The sequence below is a fragment of the Streptomyces sp. L2 genome (assembly GCF_004124325.1).
In the GTDB taxonomy this organism is placed as follows: Bacteria; Actinomycetota; Actinomycetes; order Streptomycetales; family Streptomycetaceae; genus Streptomyces.
Genome location: NZ_QBDT01000001.1, coordinates 3599019 through 3621887, shown reverse-complemented (window position 1 = coordinate 3621887; position 22869 = coordinate 3599019). Strand labels below are relative to the sequence as shown.

At 70.5% G+C, this 22869-nt stretch carries 26 protein-coding genes; 17 read left to right on the top strand and 9 right to left on the bottom strand.

Features of this window, described 5'->3' with window-relative positions:
• Nucleotide 1: 1 nt before the first annotated feature.
• Nucleotides 2-511 carry a phosphoribosyltransferase gene (locus DBP14_RS15755; protein WP_129307832.1) on the top strand — a complete coding sequence of 170 codons (510 nt, stop codon included), beginning with the start codon at nt 2-4 and terminating at the stop codon, nt 509-511.
• 138 nt (nt 512-649) lie between these two features.
• Nucleotides 650-898, top strand: a complete 249-nt coding sequence (locus DBP14_RS15750; RefSeq protein ID WP_129307831.1) for an SCO4226 family nickel-binding protein — start codon at nt 650-652, stop codon at nt 896-898.
• 117 nt (nt 899-1015) lie between these two features.
• On the opposite strand, the gene DBP14_RS15745 is transcribed toward DBP14_RS15750, so the two are convergent.
• The 5 genes from DBP14_RS15745 to DBP14_RS15725 all read right to left on the bottom strand — a co-directional run bounded on the left by DBP14_RS15745 (nt 1016) and on the right by DBP14_RS15725 (nt 5316).
• Nucleotides 1016-2065 (bottom strand): Yip1 family protein, encoded by a 1050-nt coding sequence (locus DBP14_RS15745; RefSeq protein WP_129307830.1) that lies wholly within the window; start codon nt 2063-2065, stop codon nt 1016-1018.
• A 75-nt stretch (nt 2066-2140) separates the two neighbouring features.
• Nucleotides 2141-3607, bottom strand: coding sequence for an FG-GAP and VCBS repeat-containing protein (locus DBP14_RS15740; protein ID WP_129307829.1), 1467 nt, complete (start codon nt 3605-3607; stop codon nt 2141-2143).
• A 201-nt stretch (nt 3608-3808) separates the two neighbouring features.
• On the bottom strand, nt 3809-4657 hold the full coding sequence (locus DBP14_RS15735; RefSeq protein WP_129307828.1) for an SDR family oxidoreductase: 849 nt from the start codon (nt 4655-4657) through the stop codon (nt 3809-3811).
• Nucleotides 4654-5055, bottom strand: a complete 402-nt coding sequence (locus tag DBP14_RS36875; protein WP_241740931.1) for an AraC family transcriptional regulator ligand-binding domain-containing protein — start codon at nt 5053-5055, stop codon at nt 4654-4656. The genes DBP14_RS15735 and DBP14_RS36875 overlap by 4 nt, the downstream gene beginning before the upstream one ends.
• A gap of 3 nt (nt 5056-5058) precedes the next feature.
• Complete coding sequence (locus DBP14_RS15725) at nt 5059-5316, bottom strand: winged helix-turn-helix domain-containing protein (RefSeq protein WP_129307827.1); 258 nt, start codon at nt 5314-5316, stop codon at nt 5059-5061.
• Between the two features lie 152 nt (nt 5317-5468).
• Between DBP14_RS15725 and DBP14_RS15720 the strand changes: the two genes are divergently transcribed.
• Together DBP14_RS15720 and DBP14_RS15715 are read left to right on the top strand one after the other, a co-directional pair.
• Entirely contained in the window at nt 5469-5717 is a 249-nt protein-coding gene (locus DBP14_RS15720) for a hypothetical protein (protein WP_129307826.1), read from the top strand.
• Entirely contained in the window at nt 5714-6001 is a 288-nt protein-coding gene (locus DBP14_RS15715) for a hypothetical protein (protein ID WP_129307825.1), read from the top strand. Before DBP14_RS15720 ends, DBP14_RS15715 begins: the two co-directional genes overlap by 4 nt.
• Before the next feature lie 22 nt (nt 6002-6023).
• On the opposite strand, the gene DBP14_RS15710 is transcribed toward DBP14_RS15715, so the two are convergent.
• Nucleotides 6024-6350 (bottom strand): DUF4190 domain-containing protein, encoded by a 327-nt coding sequence (locus DBP14_RS15710; RefSeq protein ID WP_241740930.1) that lies wholly within the window; start codon nt 6348-6350, stop codon nt 6024-6026.
• Between the two features lie 144 nt (nt 6351-6494).
• Here DBP14_RS15710 and DBP14_RS15705 point away from each other — a divergent pair, with 144 nt between their 5' ends.
• From DBP14_RS15705 to DBP14_RS15695, 3 genes are read left to right on the top strand one after another with little or no spacing between them, the layout of a single operon-like run.
• The gene (locus tag DBP14_RS15705; protein ID WP_129307824.1) at nt 6495-7736 is read left to right on the top strand and encodes a histidine kinase; all 1242 of its coding nucleotides are present in this window, start codon (nt 6495-6497) and stop codon (nt 7734-7736) included.
• On the top strand, nt 7733-8428 hold the full coding sequence (locus DBP14_RS15700; RefSeq protein WP_129307823.1) for a response regulator transcription factor: 696 nt from the start codon (nt 7733-7735) through the stop codon (nt 8426-8428). Before DBP14_RS15705 ends, DBP14_RS15700 begins: the two co-directional genes overlap by 4 nt.
• Nucleotides 8429-8457: 29 nt before the next feature.
• Nucleotides 8458-8781 carry an antibiotic biosynthesis monooxygenase gene (locus tag DBP14_RS15695; RefSeq protein WP_129307822.1) on the top strand — a complete coding sequence of 108 codons (324 nt, stop codon included), beginning with the start codon at nt 8458-8460 and terminating at the stop codon, nt 8779-8781.
• 167 nt (nt 8782-8948) lie between these two features.
• Here DBP14_RS15695 and DBP14_RS15690 read toward each other — a convergent pair whose 3' ends face one another.
• Nucleotides 8949-11231, bottom strand: a complete 2283-nt coding sequence (locus tag DBP14_RS15690; RefSeq protein ID WP_129307821.1) for a (Fe-S)-binding protein — start codon at nt 11229-11231, stop codon at nt 8949-8951.
• Nucleotides 11232-11484: 253 nt separating this feature from the next.
• Between DBP14_RS15690 and DBP14_RS15685 the strand changes: the two genes are divergently transcribed.
• The 8 genes from DBP14_RS15685 to DBP14_RS15655 all read left to right on the top strand — a co-directional run bounded on the left by DBP14_RS15685 (nt 11485) and on the right by DBP14_RS15655 (nt 20011).
• Nucleotides 11485-12504, top strand: a complete 1020-nt coding sequence (locus tag DBP14_RS15685; RefSeq protein ID WP_129307820.1) for an MraY family glycosyltransferase — start codon at nt 11485-11487, stop codon at nt 12502-12504.
• A gap of 94 nt (nt 12505-12598) precedes the next feature.
• Entirely contained in the window at nt 12599-14458 is a 1860-nt protein-coding gene (dnaK, locus tag DBP14_RS15680; protein WP_129307819.1) for a molecular chaperone DnaK, read from the top strand.
• On the top strand, nt 14455-15102 hold the full coding sequence (gene grpE / locus DBP14_RS15675) for a nucleotide exchange factor GrpE (protein ID WP_129307818.1): 648 nt from the start codon (nt 14455-14457) through the stop codon (nt 15100-15102). Before dnaK ends, grpE begins: the two co-directional genes overlap by 4 nt.
• Before the next feature lie 33 nt (nt 15103-15135).
• Nucleotides 15136-16317 (top strand): molecular chaperone DnaJ, encoded by a 1182-nt coding sequence (gene dnaJ, locus DBP14_RS15670; RefSeq protein ID WP_129307817.1) that lies wholly within the window; start codon nt 15136-15138, stop codon nt 16315-16317.
• A gap of 7 nt (nt 16318-16324) precedes the next feature.
• Nucleotides 16325-16783, top strand: a complete 459-nt coding sequence (locus DBP14_RS15665; protein WP_129307816.1) for a helix-turn-helix domain-containing protein — start codon at nt 16325-16327, stop codon at nt 16781-16783.
• A 247-nt stretch (nt 16784-17030) separates the two neighbouring features.
• On the top strand, nt 17031-17186 hold the full coding sequence (locus DBP14_RS36060; protein WP_164992336.1) for a hypothetical protein: 156 nt from the start codon (nt 17031-17033) through the stop codon (nt 17184-17186).
• Nucleotides 17187-17414: 228 nt separating this feature from the next.
• Complete coding sequence (locus DBP14_RS15660) at nt 17415-18521, top strand: substrate-binding domain-containing protein (protein ID WP_129307815.1); 1107 nt, start codon at nt 17415-17417, stop codon at nt 18519-18521.
• 464 nt (nt 18522-18985) lie between these two features.
• Nucleotides 18986-20011, top strand: a complete 1026-nt coding sequence (locus DBP14_RS15655) for a LuxR C-terminal-related transcriptional regulator (RefSeq protein ID WP_129311890.1) — start codon at nt 18986-18988, stop codon at nt 20009-20011.
• Between the two features lie 3 nt (nt 20012-20014).
• Here DBP14_RS15655 and DBP14_RS15650 read toward each other — a convergent pair whose 3' ends face one another.
• The gene (locus tag DBP14_RS15650; RefSeq protein ID WP_129307814.1) at nt 20015-21004 is read right to left on the bottom strand and encodes a helix-turn-helix transcriptional regulator; all 990 of its coding nucleotides are present in this window, start codon (nt 21002-21004) and stop codon (nt 20015-20017) included.
• A gap of 55 nt (nt 21005-21059) precedes the next feature.
• Complete coding sequence (locus DBP14_RS15645) at nt 21060-22121, bottom strand: helix-turn-helix transcriptional regulator (RefSeq protein WP_129307813.1); 1062 nt, start codon at nt 22119-22121, stop codon at nt 21060-21062.
• A gap of 104 nt (nt 22122-22225) precedes the next feature.
• On the opposite strand from DBP14_RS15645, the gene DBP14_RS36055 reads away from it, so the two are divergent.
• Both DBP14_RS36055 and DBP14_RS15640 read left to right on the top strand, forming a co-directional pair.
• Nucleotides 22226-22393 carry a hypothetical protein gene (locus DBP14_RS36055; protein ID WP_164992209.1) on the top strand — a complete coding sequence of 56 codons (168 nt, stop codon included), beginning with the start codon at nt 22226-22228 and terminating at the stop codon, nt 22391-22393.
• A gap of 40 nt (nt 22394-22433) precedes the next feature.
• Nucleotides 22434-22730, top strand: a complete 297-nt coding sequence (locus tag DBP14_RS15640; RefSeq protein ID WP_164992518.1) for a (2Fe-2S)-binding protein — start codon at nt 22434-22436, stop codon at nt 22728-22730.
• The last annotated feature ends 139 nt before the right edge of the window (nt 22731-22869 follow it).

The following is a 22869-nucleotide window of genomic DNA, read 5'->3' as shown; positions in this document are numbered from 1 at the left end:
GATGAGCGACGTCCGGGAGAACCTGACCTACGAGCTGTTCGGCAACGCCGTCCGCGAACTGGCGCAGACCATCGCCGACGACGGCTACGAGCCCGACATCGTGCTGAGCATCGCCCGCGGCGGCGTGTTCGTCGCGGGCGCCCTGGCGTACGCCCTGGACTGCAAGAACATCCACCTCGTGAACGTCGAGTTCTACACCGGCGTCGGCACCACGCTGGAGATGCCGGTCATGCTCGCGCCCGTGCCGAACGTGATCGACTTCTCCGACAAGAAGGTCCTCATCACCGACGACGTCGCCGACACCGGCAAGACGCTCAAGCTGGTCCGCGACTTCTGCCTCGACACCGTCGCCGAGGTCCGCTCCGCCGTGATCTACGAGAAGTCCCACTCCCTCGTGAAGTGCGAGTACGTATGGAAGCGCACCGACGAGTGGATCAACTTCCCGTGGAGCGTCCTGCCGCCGGTGCACAGGACGGGCTCGGCGCCCAAGGTGAACAGGGAAGCGCTCTGACCTGCGCCTGCGCGCGACAGCTGTTCGGCCTGCCCGTGTCGCCGTCAGGGGCGTACGGGCACAGGATGGACATGATGACGCCGGCGGGCGCGACCCGGCACTCGCCGGGCCGCGAGAGCCGGAAGGAGCCGCGACATCATGCCCAAGTTCATGGACGTTCACCACGGGATGAACGGCATCACGGCCGACCAGCTGAAGCAGGCCCATGGGGCCGATCTCGCCATTGAACAGGAGGAAGGCGTCCACTTCGAGAAGGCCTGGGCGGACCCGGAGTCCGGCACGGTCTACTGCCTCTCCGAGGCCCCCTCGGCCGAAGCGGTCCAGCGTATCCACGAACGTGCTGGTCATCGGGCCGACGAAGTCCACCCGGTTCCCCTGACCGTGTGAGGACGCGGACTTCCTGGAGCACCAGGCGGAAAGCCAAGGCGGGAAGCGAAAGACCCCCGGTCCAGTGGACCGGGGGTCTTTTTCACACCCCTCTGGTGACCGTTTCCGGTCACGGCACTAGAACGTGCCCAGCTTCACGATCGACAGCAGGGCGATCAGCTGGATCGCCGACGCGCCCAGCGCCTTCGGCCAGGGCAGGTCGTGGGAGCGGGAGACCATCAGGGTCAGCAGGGCGCCCGCCGCGATCCACGTGGCCCAGCCCAGCAGCTGCACGAAGCCGGCGTCGCCGCCGAGGAACATGGCGAACAGCAGGCGGGGCGCGTCCGTGAGGGACATGATCAGCATGGACAGGCCCACCGTGGGCTGCCAGGCGCCGTCGCCGCCGAGCTGACGGGCCAGCGTGTGGGTGACCACGCCGAGGATGAACGCGCTCAGCACCATCGCCACCGCCGTCACCAGCACGATCGGCACCGCGTTGGAGAGCGTGGCGCTGATCGCGTCCTCGCGGGCGTGGTCGAAGCCGAACACGGCGAGCAGGCCGTAGAGGAACGTGACGACGAGCGCCGGGGTCCACATCGTGTAGTCCCGCATGCGCAGGAACGTCTGGTTCGGGGAGAGGACGACGCCCCGCAGCAGGTCCTTCCAGTGCAGCGGCGGACCGCTGGGGCCCGCGGGCGCGGCCGCGCCGGCGTGGTAGGTCGCGCCCTGCGTGTAGCCGGCGGCCTCGTCGACGGAGAAGGCCTGGGTGTGGCCCGGGGCGTTCGCCGCGTACGGGTCGTGCGGCGTCTGGGCGGCGTGCGGGCTCTGCCGGCCGCTCTGCCCCGGTGCCGGGTAGCCGCCCTGGCCGTAGCCGCCGTCGTCGAAGTACTCCGGGCCGTCCCCGCCGCCCGGCCCCGGGTAGCCGTACGGCTGCCCCTGCCCCTGCCCCTGCGGCGGGTACGGCGACGGGGGCACCGACGGCCTGCCGTACGACGGTCCCTGCCTGCCGTACGACGGCCCCCGCGGCGCCTGCTGTCCCTGCGGGGCCTGCTGTCCCTGGGGGGTGCGGTTGTCTCGGCCCCCGCGTCCGATCCTGAATCCAGCCACGTCCTCGAACGTACCTGGTCCCGGACAGCGAGGTGCCGGGCCCGGCTGTGCGGGCCCGGCTTTGCGGCCGACCTGTGACATCCCCTAAGGGGCCGTCAGCAGGCTCGTTCCGGGTTGTCTCGGGGTTCGGCCGTCAACCTCGCGGAGACGAGCCGATCAGTCGGCGAAGTTCGAGCTGAACTGCGGCGCGCCCGTGGTGTTGATGCTCACGGAGGTCGGCGAGATGATGCCGGCCCCGGAGGTGGTGATCTTCGAGCCGTTGGAGCGCAGGAAGGTGATGCCGCCGTTGCCGTCGTTCTCGTACGAGCCGATCACCAGGTCGGCCTTGCCGTCGCCGGTGACGTCGTCGAGCTTGACGTCGGCGCCGAACAGGTCGTTCTTCTCGGCGGTGCCGGGGACACCGGCGGTGCTCTCGGCGAAGGCCTGGGCGCCGGAGGTGGTGTTCACACCCTTGGCGGAGCCGTACAGGACGGTGACCTGGCCGGTGTTGCTGATGCCGCTGATGTCCTCGTCCGGGGTGCTGACGACGAGGTCCTGGTAGCCGTCGCCGTTGACGTCACCGAGGTCGAGGTCCCAGCCGAAGCCGTCGCCCTTCTCGTTGGTGCCGGGGACGTTGCCCGAGTTCTGGCTGATGGCGGTGGTGGACGCCGGGCCCTCGGAGGAGCCGTAGGTGATGTTCACCCGGCCGCCGTTGGAGGAGTCCGGGATGGGGGTGCCGTCGTCGGTGACGTTGTCCCAGCCGGCGCCGCTGACGATGTCGGCGTAGCCGTCCTTGTTGATGTCGCCGATGGCGGTGATGATGCCGGGCTTCAAGGCCTTGGCGGTGGAGCCGCTCAGGCCGTCGGTGGTGGAGCCGGGCAGCCAGTAGTTGGTGTTCCAGCCCATGGCGGTGTTCGTCTCGTAGCCGTCGACCACCAGGTCGGTCAGGCCGTCGCCGTTGACGTCACCGGCGGTCAGGCTCAGCGGACCGTACGGGTAGTCGTTGGTGCCGGGCTCGATCGGCGGGTTGATGGTGCCGTGGCTCTTGAGGCCGCCCCGGTACAGGTCCAGGGTGCTGGAGTTGGAGCCGATGACCAGGTCGGCCTTGCCGTCACCGTCGAAGTCGCCGGCGGCGAGGTCCTTGCCCCAGAAGTCGTGGGTGCCGGGGGACGGGTCGGCGAGGCCGGTGGACTTGCCGGTCAGGCCGCTGCTGGAGCCCCACAGGATGGTGACACCGCCACCGTTGGTGTCGGTGCCGACCTTCTCGTAAGGGGTGCCGACGGCGAGGTCGTCGTAGCCGTCGTTGTTGAAGTCGCCGTATGCCGTCTCGCTGCCGAAGCCGTCGCCGGCCTCGGCGCTGCCCGGGACGTTCGGGGAGTCCTGGCTGAGGGTCTTGTGCTTGGACGAGGTGACGCCGCTCGACGACCCGTACAGGACGACGACCGCGCCGGCGCCCTTGTGGCCGCTGACGTAGGCGGTGGGCGCGGACGTGGCGATGTCGCCGATGCCGTCGCCGTTGAAGTCGGCCTTCGCCACGTGGGCCGAGTCGGCGGCCGACGCGGGCGAGGCGACGAAGGTGAGCAGACCGCCCGTCAGCGCGGCCGCGGTGGCCGTCGCGAGAGCGATTCGCCGGTGCATGTGCATGCGGGTTTCTCCTGCGGCATGCGGGGGATGCCTGGCGGGCATCCGCAGTCAATGGGGTGCGGACTGTCCGTGTTCGCCGTGGGTTGTCCCAGGGTTCACGAAGCCGTCAGCGCACAGGAGACCGCCCTCACGAAGTAAGGGTTGCACGTACGTTCGGTAATTTTTGAGTTTCTTGGGGCTGGAGGGAACCCTGGGGCCGCTTCAGCCGTCGCGCCGCCCCGCCTGCCGCGCTATCCTCCGCTGCACCCTCCGCCCCTGGGCCACCGCCAGCGGCACCGCGCGCAGTCCGAACCGGGGCAACGCGTCGGCGAGGCGCACCTGGAGCCCCCGCCACGCGGGTACGGCGGTGACGGGCCGCGGCCGGTCCAGGACCGCGCGCACCGCCCCGGCGACCTCCTCGGGCGTCAGCAGCGTGCCGGAGAAGGACAGCGCCGACGCCGGGTCGTCCAGCTTGTCGTGCAGCATCGGCGTCCAGATCCCGTCCGGGCAGACGCAGGAGATCCGGATGTCCCTGATCCCGGCCACGCGGAGGTCGGCGAGCGTGCTGAGGCTGAAGCCGATCGCCGCGTGCTTGGACGCGGCGTACACGGCCTCTCCGGGTACGGCGGTCAGGCCGGCCAGCGAAACGATGTTGACGATGTGCCCTCCTCCCGAGCCGCGCATCGCCCCGATCGCGGCCACCGTGCCGTTGACGGTGCCGAGCGCGTTGACCTCCAGCATCAGCCGGCGCACCTCGGCCGGCTGCTCCCAGGCGGGCCCGGTGACCAGCACACCGGCGTTGTTCACCCACACGCCGAGCCGTCCCGCCTCGGCCACGATCCGGTCCCGCGCGGCGGCGACCTGGGCCTCGTCGCGTACGTCGACGGCGGCCCAGGACACCTCGGGCCCCAGCCCGGCGGCGGTGGCGCGGGCGGCGTCCCCGTCGACGTCGGTGACCAGCACGCGGTGGCCCCGCTCGACGAGCAGCGCGGCGATCCGCCGGCCGAGCCCGCGGCCGGCGCCGGTGACGACGGCACCCGAGCCCGCCCTCGCGCCGGTGCGCGCGCTCATCGCCGGCCGCCCTTGATCTCGCCGTAGGAGATGCCCCCGTGCGCGTACGTCGGCACGACCGGCCAGAACCGCTTCCACGGAGCCAGTTCGGTGGACGGCAGGATCTGCAGCCAGCGCGGGTCGGCCTTGCAGCGGTCGGCGAGGGTCTTCTCCTTGACCATCGAGTCGTAGTCCTGGGCGCGGGCGAGCCGCAGCCCGAAGCCGGGACAGCGCAGGTCGCGGGCCGCCGCGTCCAGCATCAGATCGTGACCGGTGATCGGCACCAGCCCCTCGTCGGAGGTGAGCGCCTCCACGGGAATCCCGAACCGCCGGACCAGCTCGCCCGGATCACCCCCGAGCGACTCCACGAGCCCGGCGAAGCCGCGGAGGCTCGCGCCGCGGATCATGGAGGTGGTCATGCCCTACGCCGGGCGCTCGGGTTCCTCGGGGGAGGGGGGCTTGGCCACGAAGGAGCCGAGGCCGGGTTCGGTGTAGATCAGCCCTTCGGCACGCAGACCCTTGTGCACCTTCTGTGCGGTCGCTGTTGCTACGCCGAACTCCGCGATGAGCTGTTGGACAGAAGGCACGCGGCTACGCGGTGGATACGTGCCGTCCTTGATGCGACTGCGGATGACCTCGGCGACCTGCCGCCAGCGGGGGATGTCTGGTACGAACTGCATCACCCCGCCACTCTGCCTGTACTGGGCACATCAGTGCGATCCCTGCCAGGGCTAGTACACCACACCCGACTGCCAATACAGTGGTCACGAAAGACCCCCGCGACGGGTGGAGCCGTCCGGGGGCGTGGCCACCAGCCCAAGGAGCTGATGACATGACCGACCTTATCCGGCGCTTGGCCGCCGTCCTGGGCCGCGTGCTGATCCCGACCGGAAGGCACCGCCCGCAGTACGAGGCACCCGTGTTTCTGATCGCCCCGAGACCGGATCCGCCCGTGTCCCTCCCCGCCCACCGCAGCCCGTACGGCCTGGACACCCCGCTCGACGCCACCGCAGCCCGGTCGGTGCGGCCGTACGTGGGCGCGCTCGGGGCGTCGTGGACCCACGGGCTGGAGGCCGCGTGACATACGCACCGCATGCACCGCGCCTGCTGCCGTGGACCGGGTCGGAGGGCAAACCGTGCTTCCTGATCAGCGATGACAGCCACGGCCCGCTGTCCCGGCTGGCCGACGCCACGGAGTCGGTCCAGCTCGGCATGGGCGGCCAACTCCTCGCGCACGCCCGCGAGATCCTCCCGGACCTGCCCGCCGGCGAACTCCACTACCTCGCCGAATGCCTGACCCAGGCCCTGGACGACGTCCTGAGGGTGGCCGAGAGCCGGGGGCGGCGGCTGGAGCGGCTGAACTAGAGCTCTCGCTCAGGGCCGGCCGTCAGAACTGCTGCTGGACGCACCGGGCCCACTGGTGGACGTGGTTGTACTGGTAGCAGTCCTGGGTCCGGTGGGCGAACCACACGGCGAGGAACGCGACCGCGACGGACATCACGATGGCGATGCACGACGTCACGAGTCCGGTGACGGCCTGGGTCCGGCCGACGCCGGTCCGTGCGGCCTTCCTCAGCGCGAGGACGCCCAGGACGAGGCCGACGACGCCGAGCAGGCCGCCGACGGAGACGATCGAGCCGGCCAGGCCGATGGTGCCCAGTGCCATGGCGGTCACGGCCAGTCCGTTCCTGTCGTTCGTTGCTTGCGTGCTCATCCGCCGTCTCCTTCTGCTGCTGTGAGGTGGTCGGGGCACGATCATGGGACGCGGACCCCGTGGGAGACATCGCGGCGAAGAGGGGGATGTCGCTCCCCCGATCGGGGGAGGGCGCCGCCCGGCCGTCCGGCGATACTGACGCTCATGATCCGGGGACTACGGCCGCTGCTCAGCGGCTTCACCTACGCGGGCGCGCTCTTCGCCTACGGCGGCGCGCTGGCGAGCCTTCCGCTACTGCCCTTGGCCGCGCTGCCGGTGCTGCTCTGGCCCTCCGTCCCCGAGGGCTTGGGGATCGTGGTGGTCCTGCTGGTCTGGGGGGCGCTGATCGGCGCGCTGGGGCTGGCCGGTGTCACACGGCGGCTGCTGGTCGTCGGCGCCCGCAAGCTGCTCGGCGTGCCGCTGCCGGAGGCCCCTCGGGCGGGGGCGGCGGGCCCGTCCGGTGCCGATCGCCTGCGGACCCCGCTCTGGCTGGTGCTGTACGTGGCACTGGGGTGGACGGGGATGCTGCTGACCGCAGTGCTGACGGTCGCGGGTGTCGTCCTGCCGGGGAACTGGCTCGACTCCCGGGCGGGGCTGACGTTGTTCGACTGGTCGGTGCGGCTGACCGGCGGCTGGGGGAGCTGGGTGGCGGCGCTCTGCTGCCTGCTGCTGGCGGTGGCCGTGTGCGCGGCGGTCTCGGGCGCCCTGCGATGGCTGGCACCGAGGCTGCTGGGGCCGTCGGCGGCGGAACGGCTGGCGCTGGCCGCCGAGCGGGAGCTGCGCCTGGCCGAACGCAACCGGCTCGCCCACGAACTGCACGACTCGATCGGGCACACGCTGACCGCGACCACGATCCAGGCCGCGGTGGCGGGCGAGGTGCTCACCGCCGACCCGGTGGCGGCGCGGGCCGCGCTGCGCAGTATCGAGGAGTCGTCGCGGGCCGCGCTGGAGGACCTGGACTACGCGCTGGGCGTGCTGCGGGAGGAGGCGGCGGGTACGGCGCCACAACGCACCCTGGCCGACCTGCCCGAGCTGATGGACCGGCTGCGGCACGCCGGGGCGGTGGTGGAGCCGGAGCTGACGGGCGAGTTGGCGCAGGTGCAGGGGACGCTGTCCCGGGCGGCGTACCGGATCCTCCAGGAGGGGCTGACGAACGCGCTGCGGCACGGGGCGGGCGGCCCGATCCAGGTCGGGGTGCGGTCCGCGCCGGACGTACTGGAGCTGAGCGTGGTCAACCGGACCGGGAAGCGGGCCGCCGCCCCGGCGGGGTCCTTCCCGACCTCGGGGCACGGCCTGCCCGGACTCGCCGAGCGGGTACGGCTCCTGCACGGCGAGTTCTCGGCGGGCCCGGACGGGGCCGAGCGGTGGCGGCTGGCGGTCCGGCTGCCGGTACGGCCGACGCCGTGACCGCCCCCGACGAGCGGGAGACCGGCCGGGAGGAGTCCATCACCCTCCTGATCGCGGACGACGACCAGGTGGCCCGCATCGGCCTGCGCACGCTGCTCGCGGTGCAGCTGGGGATCACCGTGGTCGGCGAGGCGGCTGACGGCGTCGAGGCGGTCGAGCGGGCGCGGGAACTGCGGCCGGACGTCGTCCTGATGGACGTGCGGATGCCGCGCCTCAACGGGATCGACGCCACCCGGCAGCTCCTCGCCGGCACGGCCGTGCCGCCGCCGAAGGTCGTGGTGATCACGACCTTCGAGAACGACGGCTACGTCACCGCCGCGCTCAGCGCGGGCGCCAGCGGATTCGTGCTCAAGCGGCTCCCCGTCCCGCAGATCGCGGAGGCCGTGCGGGTGGCGGCGGCCGGAGAGGCGATCCTCTTCCCGGCCGCACTGAGCCGCATGGTCACCGCCCGCCCCCGGGACTCCGCCGAGGCCCTGCCGAAGGCGGCGCTGACCGGCCGGGAGGAGGAGGTGCTGCGGCTGATGGCCACCGGACGGTCCAACCCGGAGATCGCCGAACTCCTCACGGTCAGCCTGGAGACGGCCAAGACGCACGTCGGCAACGTCCTGACCAAACTCGGCGCGCAGAACCGTACCCACGCGGTGGTCATCGCCTACGAGTCCGGGCTGGTCGTGCCCGGCCTGGCCGGCTGACGCGCACCCTGGCGGGGGAGGATGGGGCTATGAGCGTCGTGAAGATCAACGTGTTGACCGTGCCGGCCGAACAGCGGGAGGTGCTGGAGAAGCGGTTCGCTTCGCGGGCGCATGCCGTGGAGGGCTCCGACGGGTTCGAGTGGTTCGAGTTGCTGCGGCCCGTCGAGGGGACCGACCAGTACCTGGTGTACACGCGGTGGCGGGACGAGGAGTCGTTCCGGGCGTGGATGGAGGGGTCGACGAAGGGGGCCCACGGCGGTGGTGGAGAGGGCGGTGAGCGGCCGAAGCCTGCTGCCGGCGGGGCCACGTTGTGGTCGTTCGATGTGGTGCAGCAGGCTGCGCCCAAGGGCTGAACATTCCGGTAGAGCGCGGCACCGTCGTGGCTGGTCGCGCCCATGCGGCGAAGCCGCCTGTAGGCACAGCCCCGCGCCCCTTTGGGGGCACGTCCGGCTGGTCGGAAATGCGACGGCGCCCCCTGCCTGTGCGAGTCAGGGGGCGCCGTCGGGTTTAGGGGCCGGTGTTACTTCACCGGCTCCGGCTCGGGCTCGTTCTCGGGCTCCGTCTCGCCCGCCGGGTCGACCGGCGTCCGGACGGAGTCCAGGAGGAGCTGGGCGACGTCGACGACCTGGATGGACTCCTTCGCCGCGCCCTCGTTCTTCTTGCCGTTCACCGAGTCGGTGAGCATGACCAGGCAGAACGGGCAGGCGGTGGAGACGATGTCCGGGTTGAGGGAGAGGGCCTCGTCGACGCGCTCGTTGTTGATGCGCTTGCCGATGCGCTCTTCCATCCACATCCGGGCGCCGCCGGCGCCGCAGCAGAAGCCGCGCTCCTTGTGGCGGTGCATCTCCTCGTTGCGCAGGCCCGGGACCTTGCCGATGATCTCGCGCGGGGGCGTGTAGATCTTGTTGTGGCGGCCCAGGTAGCAGGGGTCGTGGTAGGTGATGATGCCCTCGACCGGGGTCACCGGGATCAGCTTGCCCTCGTCGACGAGGTGCTGGAGCAGCTGGGTGTGGTGGATGACTTCGTAGTCGCCGCCGAGCTGCGGGTACTCGTTGCCGAGGGTGTTGAGGCAGTGCGGGCAGGTGGCGACGATCTTCTTCGCCGACCTCGGCTTGGCCGACTCGGGAGTCACCTTGCCGTCATCGTCCATCTCCTCGCCGAACGCGGCGTTGAGGGACATGACGTTCTCCATGCCGAGTTCCTGGAACAGCGGCTCGTTGCCCAGGCGGCGGGCGGAGTCACCGGTGCACTTCTCGTCGCCGCCCATGATCGCGAACTTGACGCCCGCGATGTGCAGCAGTTCGGCGAAGGCCTTGGTGGTCTTCTTGGCGCGGTCCTCCAGGGCGCCGGCGCAGCCGACCCAGTACAGGTACTCGACCTCGGTGAGGTCCTCGATGTCCTTGCCGACGACCGGGACCTCGAAGTCGACCTCCTTGGTCCACTCCAGGCGCTGCTTCTTGGCCAGGCCCCAGGGGTTGCCCTTCTTCTCCAGGTTCTTGAGCATCGTGCCCGCCTCGGAGGGGAAGGCGCTCTCGATCATGACCTGGTAGCGGCGCATGTCGACGATGTGGTCGACGTGCTCGATGTCGACGGGGCACTGCTCGACGCAGGCGCCGCAGGTGGTGCAGGACCACAGGACGTCCGGGTCGATGACGCCGTTCTCTTCCGCGGTGCCGATCAGGGGGCGCTCGGCCTCGGCGAGGGCGGACGCGGGCACGTCCTTCAGCTGCTCCTCGGACGCCTTCTCCTCGCCCTCCATCGTCTTGCCGCCGCCCGCGAGCAGGTACGGCGCCTTGGCGTGGGCGTGGTCCCGGAGGGACATGATCAGCAGCTTGGGGGAGAGGGGCTTGCCGGTGTTCCAGGCCGGGCACTGCGACTGGCAGCGGCCGCACTCGGTGCAGGTGGAGAAGTCCAGCAGCCCCTTCCAGGAGAACTGCTCGACCTGGGAGACGCCGAAGACGTCGTCGTCGCCGGGGTCGGTGAAGTCGATCGGCTTGCCGCCGGACGTCATCGGCTGCAGGGCGCCGAGGGCCGTACCGCCGTTCGCGTCACGCTTGAACCAGATGTTGGGGAAGGCGAGGAAGCGGTGCCAGGCCACACCCATGTTGGTGTTGAGCGACACCACGATCATCCAGATGAACGAGGTGGCGATCTTGACCATCGCGACGAAGTAGACGAGGTTCTGCAGCGCCGTCAGACTCAGGCCCTTGAAGGCGAGGACCAGGGGGTACGACGCGAAGTACGCGGCCTCGTAGCCGTCCACGTGGTGCAGCGCGCCCTCCAGGCCCCGCAGGACGTAGATGGCGAGGCCGATGGTGAGGATGACGTACTCGACGAAGTACGCCTGGCCGGCCTTGGAGCCGGCGAAGCGGGACTTGCGGCCGGGCCGGGACGGCAGGCTGAGCAGGCGGATCGTCATCAGGACGACGATGCCGACGGTCGTCATCACACCGATGAACTCGGTGTACATCTCGAAGGGGAGGAAGTCGCCGATGACCGGCAGCGTCCAGTCCGCCTGGAAGAGCTGGCCGAACGCCTGCGCGAGGGTCGGCGGCAGGGTCAGGAACCCGACGGCCACGAACCAGTGGGCGAAGCCGACGATGCCCCACCGGTTCATCCGGGTGTGGCCCAGGAACTCCCGGACCAGGGTCACGCTGCGCTGGTACGGGTTGTCCGTCCGGGTGCCGGCGGGAACGCGCTGGCCCAGTTTGAAGTACCGGACGAACTGACCGATGGCACGGGCGAGCAGGGCAACGCCGACCACGGTCAGGACCAGCGACACGATGATCGCGGCGAGTTGCATGGGGGCTCCTGAGGCGGCCTTGAAAGATTACTGAGTTACATTACTAAGCGGTAACTTATGCAGTCCGTCTGAGACTACCCCCATCTTCCGTCGGGATGCAGCCGGGCGCGGGGTGATCTGAGTCGCTGAGGGGCGCCTTCCTGGAGCCTTCCCCGAGGTGACGGAAGGTTTCCGCGGCACACCTGTGCCATGGGTAGGCAATCCGATCGTGTTATTCATCCAGTTTTGCTACATTCGCGCCTAACTTAGACCTGTGCTATACGGGATCGCCGCAGCCTCCGCCGCCCTGCTCCTCACCGCCCTGCTCGCGGCGCTGCTGCGGATGCCCGGACTGCGGGCGGGAATCGTCGACCGCCGGTGCCGGCGACCGGTGCCGGTGCTCGGCGGGGTCGCCGTCGTGGCCGTCACCTGCTGCGTCACCTGGGCCGGCCAGTGGACCGGCGTCGCTCCGCTGGGCGAGGGCGTCGGCCGGCTGCTCGTCGCCGGCGGGGCGGTCGCCCTCCTGGGGCTGATCGCCGACGTGTGGCCGCTCAGACCCCGCGTGCTGATCACGGGTACGGCGGTGGCGGCGGCGAGCGTGGTGCCGTACGACGAGACGGGCTTCCTGGGCGGCATGCTGGCCGTCGGCTGGATCGCCTTCTCCTCGCTCGCCTTCCGGGGGCTGGACCACGCCGACGGGCTGGCCGGGACGGTCGGGGTGATCACCGCGTTCGGCTGCGGGGCCTGTGCGGCCGCCGAGGTGATGGACGGGCTCGCCGTCCTGCTGAGCGTGTTCGCCGCCGCCCTGACCGGGTTCCTGATGCACAACTGGCACCCCGCGCGCGTGGGGCTCGGTGCCTGCGGGTCGCTGTTCACGGGGTTCCTGCTGTCCGCCGGTGCCGTCTTCACGCGCGCGGGGTACTCGCTCGCGCCCAGCGCGGGCGTGCTGTTCTGCCTCGGCGCGGTCGGCGCCGCCGACGTCGTCCTGGTGGTGTTCTCCCGGCGGGTGGCCCGGCGTCCGCTGCACCGGCGCGGCCCCGACCACCTCGCGCACCGGCTGCGGCGCCTCGGGATCACCCCGCAGGGCGCCGTCGTTCTGCTGGGCGCGGCCGGCTTCTCGGCGGTGCTCGTGGGGGTGCTCGTACACACCGGATGGACCGGGACGGCGGGTGCCCTGTGGGTGGGCGGCGGTGCGCTGCTGGCCGTCCTCGTACTCCTTCGGGTGCCCGTGCACACGCCCCGGCGCGATGCTCCGTCGCAGGTCACGGGCTCATTGCGTGTAAGGAACGGATAAGAGTTGAGTCCAGCTGACTCAGGTCTGTTGACCCAGCGGCGAGGGTCATGCACACTTGAGCCTGTTCCACTCAAGTCAGCTGGAGGAATCAACCATGGCACGTGCGGTCGGCATCGACCTGGGCACGACTAACTCCGTCGTCAGCGTTCTGGAGGGCGGCGAGCCCACCGTCATCACCAACGCCGAAGGCGCCAGGACCACGCCGTCCGTCGTCGCCTTCGCCAAGAACGGCGAGGTGCTCGTCGGCGAGGTCGCCAAGCGCCAGGCGGTCACGAACGTGGACCGGACCATCCGCTCGGTGAAGCGCCACATGGGCACCGACTGGAAGATCCAGCTGGACGGGAAGGACTTCAACCCCCAGCAGATCTCCGCGTTCATCCTGCAGAAGCTGAAGCGCGACGCCGAGGCCTACCTGGGCGAGAAGGTCACGGACGCGGTCATCACCGTCCCGGCCTACTTCAACGACTCCGAGCGCCAGGCGACGAAGGAGGCCGGCGAGATCGCGGGTCTGAACGTCCTGCGCATCGTCAACGAGCCGACCGCCGCCGCTCTGGCGTACGGCCTGGACAAGGACGACCAGACGATCCTCGTCTTCGACCTCGGTGGCGGCACCTTCGACGTGTCGCTGCTGGAGATCGGTGACGGCGTCGTCGAGGTGAAGGCCACCAACGGTGACAACCACCTCGGTGGTGACGACTGGGACCAGCGCGTCGTCGACTACCTGGTCAAGCAGTTCCAGTCCGGTCACGGCGTGGACCTCAGCAAGGACAAGATGGCCCTCCAGCGCCTCCGCGAGGCCGCCGAGAAGGCCAAGATCGAGCTGTCCTCGTCCACCGAGACCTCGATCAACCTGCCCTACATCACGGCGTCCGCCGAGGGCCCGCTGCACCTGGACGAGAAGCTCACCCGCGCCCAGTTCCAGCAGCTGACGGCCGACCTGCTGGAGCGCTGCAAGACGCCGTTCCACAACGTCATCAAGGACGCCGGCATCCAGCTGTCCGAGATCGACCACGTGGTCCTCGTCGGCGGCTCCACCCGTATGCCCGCCGTCGCCGAGCTGGTCAAGGAGCTGACTGGCGGCAACGAGGCCAACAAGGGCGTCAACCCGGACGAGGTCGTCGCCATCGGCGCCGCCCTCCAGGCCGGTGTCCTCAAGGGCGAGGTCAAGGACGTCCTGCTGCTCGACGTCACCCCGCTGTCCCTCGGCATCGAGACCAAGGGCGGCATCATGACCAAGCTCATCGAGCGGAACACGACGATCCCGACCAAGCGGTCCGAGATCTTCACCACCGCCGAGGACAACCAGCCCTCCGTGCAGATCCAGGTCTACCAGGGCGAGCGCGAGATCGCGGCGTACAACAAGAAGCTCGGCATGTTCGAGCTGACCGGTCTGCCGCCGGCCCCGCGCGGTGTCCCGCAGATCGAGGTCGCCTTCGACATTGACGCCAACGGCATCATGCACGTGACCGCGAAGGACCTGGGCACGGGCAAGGAGCAGAAGATGACCGTCACCGGCGGCTCCTCGCTGCCGAAGGACGAGGTCGACCGGATGCGCCAGGAGGCCGAGAAGTACGCGGAGGAGGACCACGCCCGTCGCGAGGCCGCCGAGACCCGCAACCAGGGCGAGCAGCTCGTCTACCAGACGGAGAAGTTCCTCAAGGACAACGAGGACAAGGTCCCCGCCGAGATCAAGACCGAGGTCGAGGGCTCCGTCGAGGAGCTGAAGGCCGCGCTCAAGGGCGAGTCCGCCGAGGGCGACAACACAGCCGCGATCCGCACCGCCACCGAGAAGGTCGCGGCCGTCTCCCAGAAGCTGGGCCAGGCCATGTACGCCGACGCCCAGGCGGCCCAGGCCGAGGGCGGCGCGTCCGCCGGCGCCGAGGCCCCGAAGGCCGACGACGACGTGGTCGACGCCGAGATCGTGGACGACGAGCACAAGGACGGTGCCGCGTGACGGAGGAGACCCCGGGCTTCGAGGAGAAGCCCGACGTCCCCTCCGGCGCGACCCCCGACGACGCCGAGCCGAAGGCCGCCCCCAAGGAGGGGGCGGCCCCGGCCGGGGACGGTGACGAGAACGCGGGTCTGCTGGCCCAGCTGGACCAGGTGCGCACGGCGCTTGGCGAGCGCACGGCGGACCTCCAGCGCCTCCAGGCCGAGTACCAGAACTACCGCCGCCGGGTCGAGCGGGACCGGGTCGCGGTCAAGGAGATCGCCGTGGCGAACCTCCTGACCGAACTCCTGCCCGTGCTCGACGACATCGGCCGCGCGCGCGAACACGGCGAACTGGTCGGCGGGTTCAAGTCCGTCGCCGAGTCGCTGGAGACCGTGGCGGCCAAGATGGGCCTGCAGCAGTTCGGCAAGGAGGGCGAGCCCTTCGACCCGACGATCCACGAGGCGCTGATGCACTCGTACGCGCCGGACGTCACCGAGACGACGTGCGTGGCCATCCTGCAGCCCGGGTATCGCTTCGGCGAGCGCACCATCCGCCCCGCGCGGGTGGCCGTGGCCGAACCGCAGCCCGGGGCCCAGACCGTCAAGGCCGAGGAGCCGGCCGAGGCGGCCGACGACAAGGAGAGCGGTGGCCCGGACGAGGGCTGACATCGCATTCACGGGAGAGGAGGGACGTCGGGGATGAGCACCAAGGACTTCATCGAGAAGGACTACTACAAGGTCCTCGGCGTCCCCAAGGACGCCACCGAGGCCGAGATCAAGAAGGCGTACCGGAAGCTCGCCCGCGAGTTCCACCCGGACGCCAACAAGGGCAACGCCAAGGCCGAGGAGCGCTTCAAGGAGATCTCCGAGGCGAACGACGTCCTCGGCGACCCCAAGAAGCGCAAGGAGTACGACGAGGCGCGCGCCCTGTTCGGCAACGGCGGCTTCCGCCCCGGGCCGGGTGCGGGCGGCGGCTCGTTCAACTTCGACCTGGGCGACCTCTTCGGGGGCGGCGCCCAGGGCGGCGGGTCGTCGGGCGGCTTCGGCGGCGGCGGGATCGGTGACGTCTTCGGGGGCCTGTTCAACCGGGGCGGCACCACCGGTACGCGCACCCAGCCCCGGCGCGGCCAGGACATCGAGTCCGAGGTCACGTTGAGCTTCACGGAGGCCATCGAGGGCGCCACGGTGCCGCTTCGGATGTCCTCCCAGGCGCCCTGCAAGGCCTGTTCGGGCACCGGCGACAAGAACGGCACACCGCGCGTGTGCCCGACCTGCGTCGGCACCGGGCAGGTGGCGCGGGGCTCGGGCGGCGGCTTCTCGCTCACCGACCCGTGCCCCGACTGCAAGGGCCGCGGCCTCATCGCCGAGCACCCCTGCGCGGAGTGCAAGGGCAGCGGGCGCGCCAGGTCCTCGCGGACGATGCAGGTCCGCATCCCGGCCGGCGTCACCGACGGGCAGCGCATCCGGCTGCGCGGCAAGGGCGCGCCCGGCGAGCGGGGCGGCCCGGCGGGCGACCTGTACGTCGTCGTCCACGTGGGCGAGCACCGGGTGTTCGGCCGCAAGGGCGACAATCTCACGGTGACCGTCCCGGTGACGTACGCCGAGGCTGCCCTCGGCGGTGACGTCCGGGTGCCGACGCTCGGCGGCCCGGCCGTCACGCTGAAGCTGCCCCCGGGCACGCCGAACGGCCGTACGATGCGGGCGCGGGGCAAGGGCGCGGTCCGCAAGGACGGCACTCGCGGCGACCTGCTGGTCACCGTCGAGGTGCGGGTGCCCAAGGACCTGTCGGGCAAGGCGCGGGACGCCCTGGAGGCGTACCGCGAGGCGACCGCAGGCGAGGACCCGCGCGCCGAGCTGTTCGAGGCAGCGAAGGGAGACTGACCGCCCCATGGACGCACACGGCCGTCGACGCAACCCCTACGAGCTGACCGAGGAGACCCCGGTCTACGTCATCTCGGTGGCGGCCCAGCTCTCCGGGCTGCACCCGCAGACGCTGCGCCAGTACGACCGCCTGGGCCTGGTCTCCCCGGACCGTACCGCCGGCCGGGGCCGCCGCTACTCGGCCCGCGACATCGAACTGCTCCGCCAGGTGCAGCAGTTGTCGCAGGACGAGGGCATCAACCTGGCCGGTATCAAGCGCATCATCGAGCTGGAGAACCAGGTCGCCGCGCTGCAGTCCCGCGTCGCGGAACTCCAGTCGGCGCTGGAGGGCGCGGCGGCGGCGATGCGGCAGCGCGAGGCCGCGGTCCACGCCTCCTACCGCCGCGACCTGGTCCCGTACCAGGAGGTCCAGCACACCAGCGCGCTGGTGGTGTGGCGGCCGAAGCGCCAGCAGTCCGCGGACTAGTCCCCGGACGGAACAGCACCACGCGCGAGGGGCCCGGGAAGCACATCTCCGGGCCCCTCGCGCGTGTTCCTGCGCGGTCGGGTCAGCCGCCCATGCCGACATCGACGTACGTGCCCCGCGAAAGCCGTCGCAGGCGGCCCGAACAGGCGAGGGGGGCCGCGCTGCGGCGCGAGGCCGCCAGGGGCTGCCCGGAGGTGCCCGGTGCGTCCAGGGTGTCGCCTGCAACGGCTCCGTCGTCTGCGCCAGGATGCGCTGTGGCTGCGACTCCGGCGGCGGCCGTCGGCCGGAGGCCGTCTCCTGGAGCAGGTCGCTGGGGTCCGGCTCGGCCCTGCAGTTCACGGCGGACGGCTACGGCGTGCTGGACGCGAGGGACTTCTTCGTCTTCGCGCCGCAACGGGGCTAGCGCGGACCGGTGACCGGATCCCGCCGTTCTCCGGAAAGCGGAAGTGGAGAGTCCGTAAAGGGCGTTTGGAGGGGGTTCCGTTCGGCCTTCACAGGGCAGCGGTGCGTGCTGTTGCGCACTCGTTAAGTAGTTCCGCTTGACGCCGGTGTCGCATCCGCGTTGGCTTTTCAGACACCTGGGTCGTATAGCTGCACCCACGTCCGGAACGCACCTGAAGTGAGCCCCCGAATGCGTCGTATCGCCATATCCGTGGCCGCATCCACGATGACCCTCTCGCTCGCCGGCTGCGGCATGCTGAACGCGACGGGGGACAGCGCGAGCGCGAGCCCGACGAAGGGCGACGATGTCACCGTGGGGCTGCTGCTCCCGGAGAAGGAGAACACCCGCTACGACAAGTTCGACTACCCCATCATTCGGGACAAGGTGGCCGAACTCACCAAGAAGCAGGGCAAGGTCGAGTATCTCAACGCGGAATCGGACACCGCCAAGCAGGCCGAGCAGATGCAGAAGATGATCGACGACAAGGTCGACGTCATCCTGCTGGACGCGGTCGACTCGCACGCCATCGCCGGCGAGGTGGGCAAGGCCAAGGCCGCGGGCATCCCGGTCATCGCCTACGACCGGCTCGCCGAGGGCCCGATCGACGCGTACATCTCCTTCGACAACGAACTCGTCGGTGAGGTGCAGGGCCGCAGCCTGCTGGACGCGCTGGGCGCGGGCGTCGACACGTCCGACAAGATCGTCATGATGAACGGTTCGCCCACCGACCCCAACGCCAAGCAGTTCAAGCAGGGCGCCCTGTCCGAGCTGAAGGGCAAGGTGACGATCGCGGCGAGCTTCGACACCAAGGACTGGAAGCCGCAGAACGCCGAGGCCAACATGACCAAGGCGATCAACGAGATCGGCCGGGACAACATCGCCGCCGTCTACTCCGCCAACGACGCCATGGCGGGCGGCATCATCAAGGCCCTGAAGGCGGCCGGCGTCACGAAAATGCCGCCCATCACCGGCCAGGACGCCGAACTCGCCGGGGTGCAGCGGATCGTCGCCGGCGAGCAGTACATGAGCGTCTACAAGTCCTACCCCGACGAGGCCCAGGCCGCCGCCCAGATGGCCGTCGCCAAGGTGCAGGGCAAGGACATCCAGTTCGACTCCCTCACCCAGGACACGGTGGACAGCCCCACCGACAAGAACATCCCGGCCCAGCTGGTCCAGGTGAGCGCCCTGACCAAGGGCAAGATCAAGGACACGGTCATCCAGGACGGCATCTACACGGTGTCGGACATCTGCACACCGAAGTACAAGGCGGACTGCGCGGCCATCGGCCTCAAGTAGGCCCCGTCGTCGGTCCCGAGCAGCGGCCGGGCGTCGGCCCGTTCCGGCACCGGTCGCCGGGTCGGCCGTTCACCCTTTCCGGTGGGTCTCGTGACGGCGCGGCGAGCCGCCGGAAATCCCGTGGCCCGCCGCGCCGTGCCCCCCGTCCACCCTCCCCTTGAGCGGCCCTCCCGTATCGCGTCACCCCCGTGGACGCGATACGGCGGCCCAGCCGAAAGGGGGGGGGTCTCGGCCGGGCCGCCTCGGGTGCCGGGCACCCGTGGGAAGCGGGACCAACGATGCCCCGACGGCATACGGGACACCACCGTCATCTTGTTGCACCGCCCGGGGCGGAGGCCGGTAAATAACCGGACATAACACCGCTTTACGACGGTCACGCCCCGGAGAGCCGTGTTGCGGAGCCCGTCGCCGCCGCGCATAGTTGCGCTGCGGAAGTGGCGTTCGAACCGGGGGTGGAATGGGCGATGGCCGGGCACGGGACGGAGGAGCATCCCCACGGTGCCGACCGACTGTGCGAGGCCGGGGACCGCGTGTACTCCCGGGCCGTGCGGCGGGGGCGGGTGGCGCGCGCGGACGCCGAGTCCGTGCCCTGTCTGCTGGAACTGGCCCTGCTGCACCCCGACCCCGACGACATGGACTGGCTGGTGCCGACCTCCCCGCAGGAGGTCATGACGCGGCTGCTGCGCGGGGTCCACGACGAGGTCAGGGAAAGCCAGCGGCGGGTGGGCTCGGCGGTGGCCGCGTTCGAGTGGTACGCCGGTCTCGGCAGCCGGCTCCAGGCGCTCTCCGGGCCCGGCGAGGGCACGTCGATCCGGGTGCTGGACGGACTGTCCCGCATCCAGGCCGCGATGGACGAGGCCACCGAGGCGTGCACCACCGAGGTGCTGACCGTGCAGCCGGGCGGCATCCGGCGGGAGGAAGAGCTGACCGAGGGCCTGCACCGGGCGCTGGCCCTGCGCGGCCGGGGCGTGCGGATGCGGGACCTCTACACGCACGTGGCCCGGCACGGCCAGGGGCTGCTCAACTACCTTGAGCTGATGGGCGACGCCGTGCAGGCGCGCACCCTGGACGAGGTCATCGACCGGCTGATCCTCTTCGACCGCAAGGTCGCCTTCATCCCCGCCAACACGGACCGCACGATGGCCCTGGAACTGCGCCACCCGGCCCTGGTCGAGTACCTGGTGACCGTCTTCGAACGGCTGTGGCGCCTCGCCGTCCCCCTCACCGCCCCGCTGCCCGACACCGGCATCGAGGGCATCTCGCACCGCGAGCAGTCCATCGCCGCGCTGCTCGCCGAGGGCCACCAGGACGCGGTCATCGCCGAGCGCCTCGGCATCAGCGTGCGCACCTGCCGCGCCCATATCGCCCGCCTGTCGGAGACGTTGGGCGCCGCCAGCCGGACCCAGCTCGGGGTGCGGATCGCCCAGGTGGGCCTGGTCCGCGCCGCCGCGCTCGGTGTGCCGGGCCAGGGCGCCCAGAGCGTCCACTGACGCTCACTCCTGGTCGAGGATCTCCGACTGCCCGATGAGATAACCGAGTTGGGCCCGGCTCTCACTGCCGAGTGTGGCGGCCAGCTTGGCGATGTGCACCCGCGCGGTACGGACGTTCATCCCGAGCCGGTCGGCGATGACGGCATCGGTGTGGCCTTCGACGAGGAGGGCGGCGATGGCGCGCTGGCGCGGGGTGACGCCATTCAGGGAGGGGCGCTGGACGGGGCGCGGGTACATCGGGGTCGCCAGGTTCCACAGGCGGTCGAAGAGTGCGGCCAGATAGCCGACGAGGGCGGGCTGGCGGACTTCGAGGGCGAGGGTGCGGTCCTCGTTCGCGGGGAGGAAGGCGATCCGCCGGTCGAAGATGAACATCCGCTCCGTGACTTCGTCCAGGGTGCGGGCCTCCACGTCGCCGCGCATCGCTTCCTGGTAGCCGGTGATGGCGGGGATGTGGCGCCGGGTGTCCTGGTAGAGCGTGCGGATGCGGCCGCCGCGGTCCAGCAGCGCCTGGTCCCGCTTCATGGCGATGGACTCGGCGGCTTGGCCGTTCAGCCCGGCCAGGCCGAAGTGGGGCTGGACGCAGAGGGCTTCCCGGCACGCCTCGGTCATGGCCTCCGTGATGCCACGGTTGATCTGTTCCGTCCCGCTCAGGAGCCGCAGCGCCGGGGATCCGGGGACGGTGGTGACGTCCTCGGCCTCGACCCGCAGGAGCGACTCGAACGTCTCCGTCAGCCGCGCTTCCCGGGCGCGTTCCTCGGCGATGCGCGCCGCCGAGGTGCGCAACAGCCGGTGCAGGGCCGTCGCCGGGGCGACCGGTACGAGGCGTTCGTGGTCGTCCAGCGCCGGGTGGAGCAGCCCGAAGTCGGTCAAGCAGGGGACGGCCGTGGCCTCTTCGGCGCGGACACCGCCGTCGCGCAGTGCGCGTTCGTACAGCTTCGTGCCCGCGTCGCACAGGTCCTCGACGCCGTGCTCGCGGTGCGGTGCCGTGGTCACGTGGCCGCCTCCCGCCGCCGGCCGGCCGCATGGCCTGGTGCCGGGTTCCGGACGATCACTCGCCCGTCCCCGTCCCTGCCCCCGTGCCCGTGCCCGGACCGGGTTCCGGGTTCTCCTTGTCGAGCATTCCCGACTGCGCGATGAGGAAGCCGAGTTGAGCGCGGCTGCCGCTGCCCAGGGCCTGGGCCAGCTTGGCGATGTGGGCGCGGCAGGTGCGCACGTTCATGCCGAGCCGGCGGGCGATGGCCTCGTCGACATGGCCTTCGATGAGCAGCTTGGCGATGGAGTGCTGGATCTCGGTGATGCCGTCGGAGTCGACCTCGTACGGACCGCCCGCGCTCATCGGGACGGCCCGGTCCCACAGGTAGGCGAAGACCTTCATCAGATAGCGGACCAGGCCGGGGTGGCGCAGTTCCAGGGCGATCCGCTGGTCCTCGCGGGCCGGAATGAAGGCGACGGCGCCGTCGCAGATGATGAGCCGCTCGACCAGTTCGTCGATGGTGCGGTACTCGATCTTGCCGTCCGACAGCCGGGCCGCGTACGCCAGCTTCTCCGGGTTGTACCGGGCCGTGTGCTGGTACAGACTGCGGATCTTGACTCCGCGTTCGATCAATGCCCGGTCCCGCTCCAGCCCCTGCAACAAGCTGCTCTCCGAGATGCGGTCGGACGGCTGTACCGTGAGCAGCTCCTTCTGGCACTGGCTGGTGGCGAGGTTGAGCGCCGCGTTGATCCGCTCGCCGCCCTCCAGGACCGTGATGGAGTCGCTGGGAGCGTGCACCTCGGCGCCCAGCGCCATGAACGGTTCGAAGACGTCGGCGAGTTCGATCGACAGCTGCCGGCGCTCGGTGATTTCCTGCTCGATGGGGTTGAGCCTGCGGGCGAGGGCGACCGCCGGCGGCACCGGGCGCAGCCAGGTCGGATCGTCGGGGTCGGGGTGGAGCAGGGCGAACTCCATCAGGCACGGGACGGCCTCGGCGTCGGTGCGGGCGACCCGCCCGGTGCGCAGCGCGGTGGCGTAAAGACGGCTTCCGTCCTCGCACAAATCGGTTACCGCATGAGGATGTGAGGCTTTCACCCGATTCATCACTAAATCTCCACCCCCCAGGGTCCTGAACATGCAGGAACATGATGCACCGATTGTGTGGCCATCACGTGCCCGAATGAGCCATCGTCGTACCTGACGGGGGAAAAGGGGACCTTCAAGTGAGGACGAAGCCGACTATGCGTAACAGACTGCTTCGCTCGGTGCTCGGCGCCGCCTTTTCCGCCCTCATAGCCGTGGGGGTACTGGCCGGCGTTTCCGGAGCGAAGGGCAGTGCTCAGGCGGTCACCGAGTGGCCCACCGTCTCCGCGGCCCACGACGCGCCGACGGCCGGGGCCGGGAGCTGACGTGACCACTCCACCCGACGACCGGTCCTTCCGGCGTGAAATGGCCACCGCCTACCGCTCCGGCTGGCACTTCATCGACCTGGTCACCGCCATCCCCCACAGCGGTGACTCGCTGATGGTGACCGTCTTCGGTGAGCCGGTCGTCGTCACGCGGGACGAGGACGAGGACGTGCGGGCGTACCGGTGCCTGCGGAAGCCGCGTGGCGCGCCCCAGCCCGTGCGGTGCGCCGTCCGGTACGGAATGATCTTTGTGAATCTTGACCAGCGGGACCACCGGCTGACCGAGCCGGAGGTGCCCGACGTACGAACCATCTCGGCCACCCCCCGCAGTGCCTGACGCGATTCCCCCGTCGTAAAGATCGCTCAGGTACTTCCCCCCGCAGCGGCGTCACCGTGACCTGAACACGGTGACGCCGCTGTAATTTCCGGGGACATTTCAGGGTATGGGCCGGTTCCACGGTGGCCGAAAACAGTCC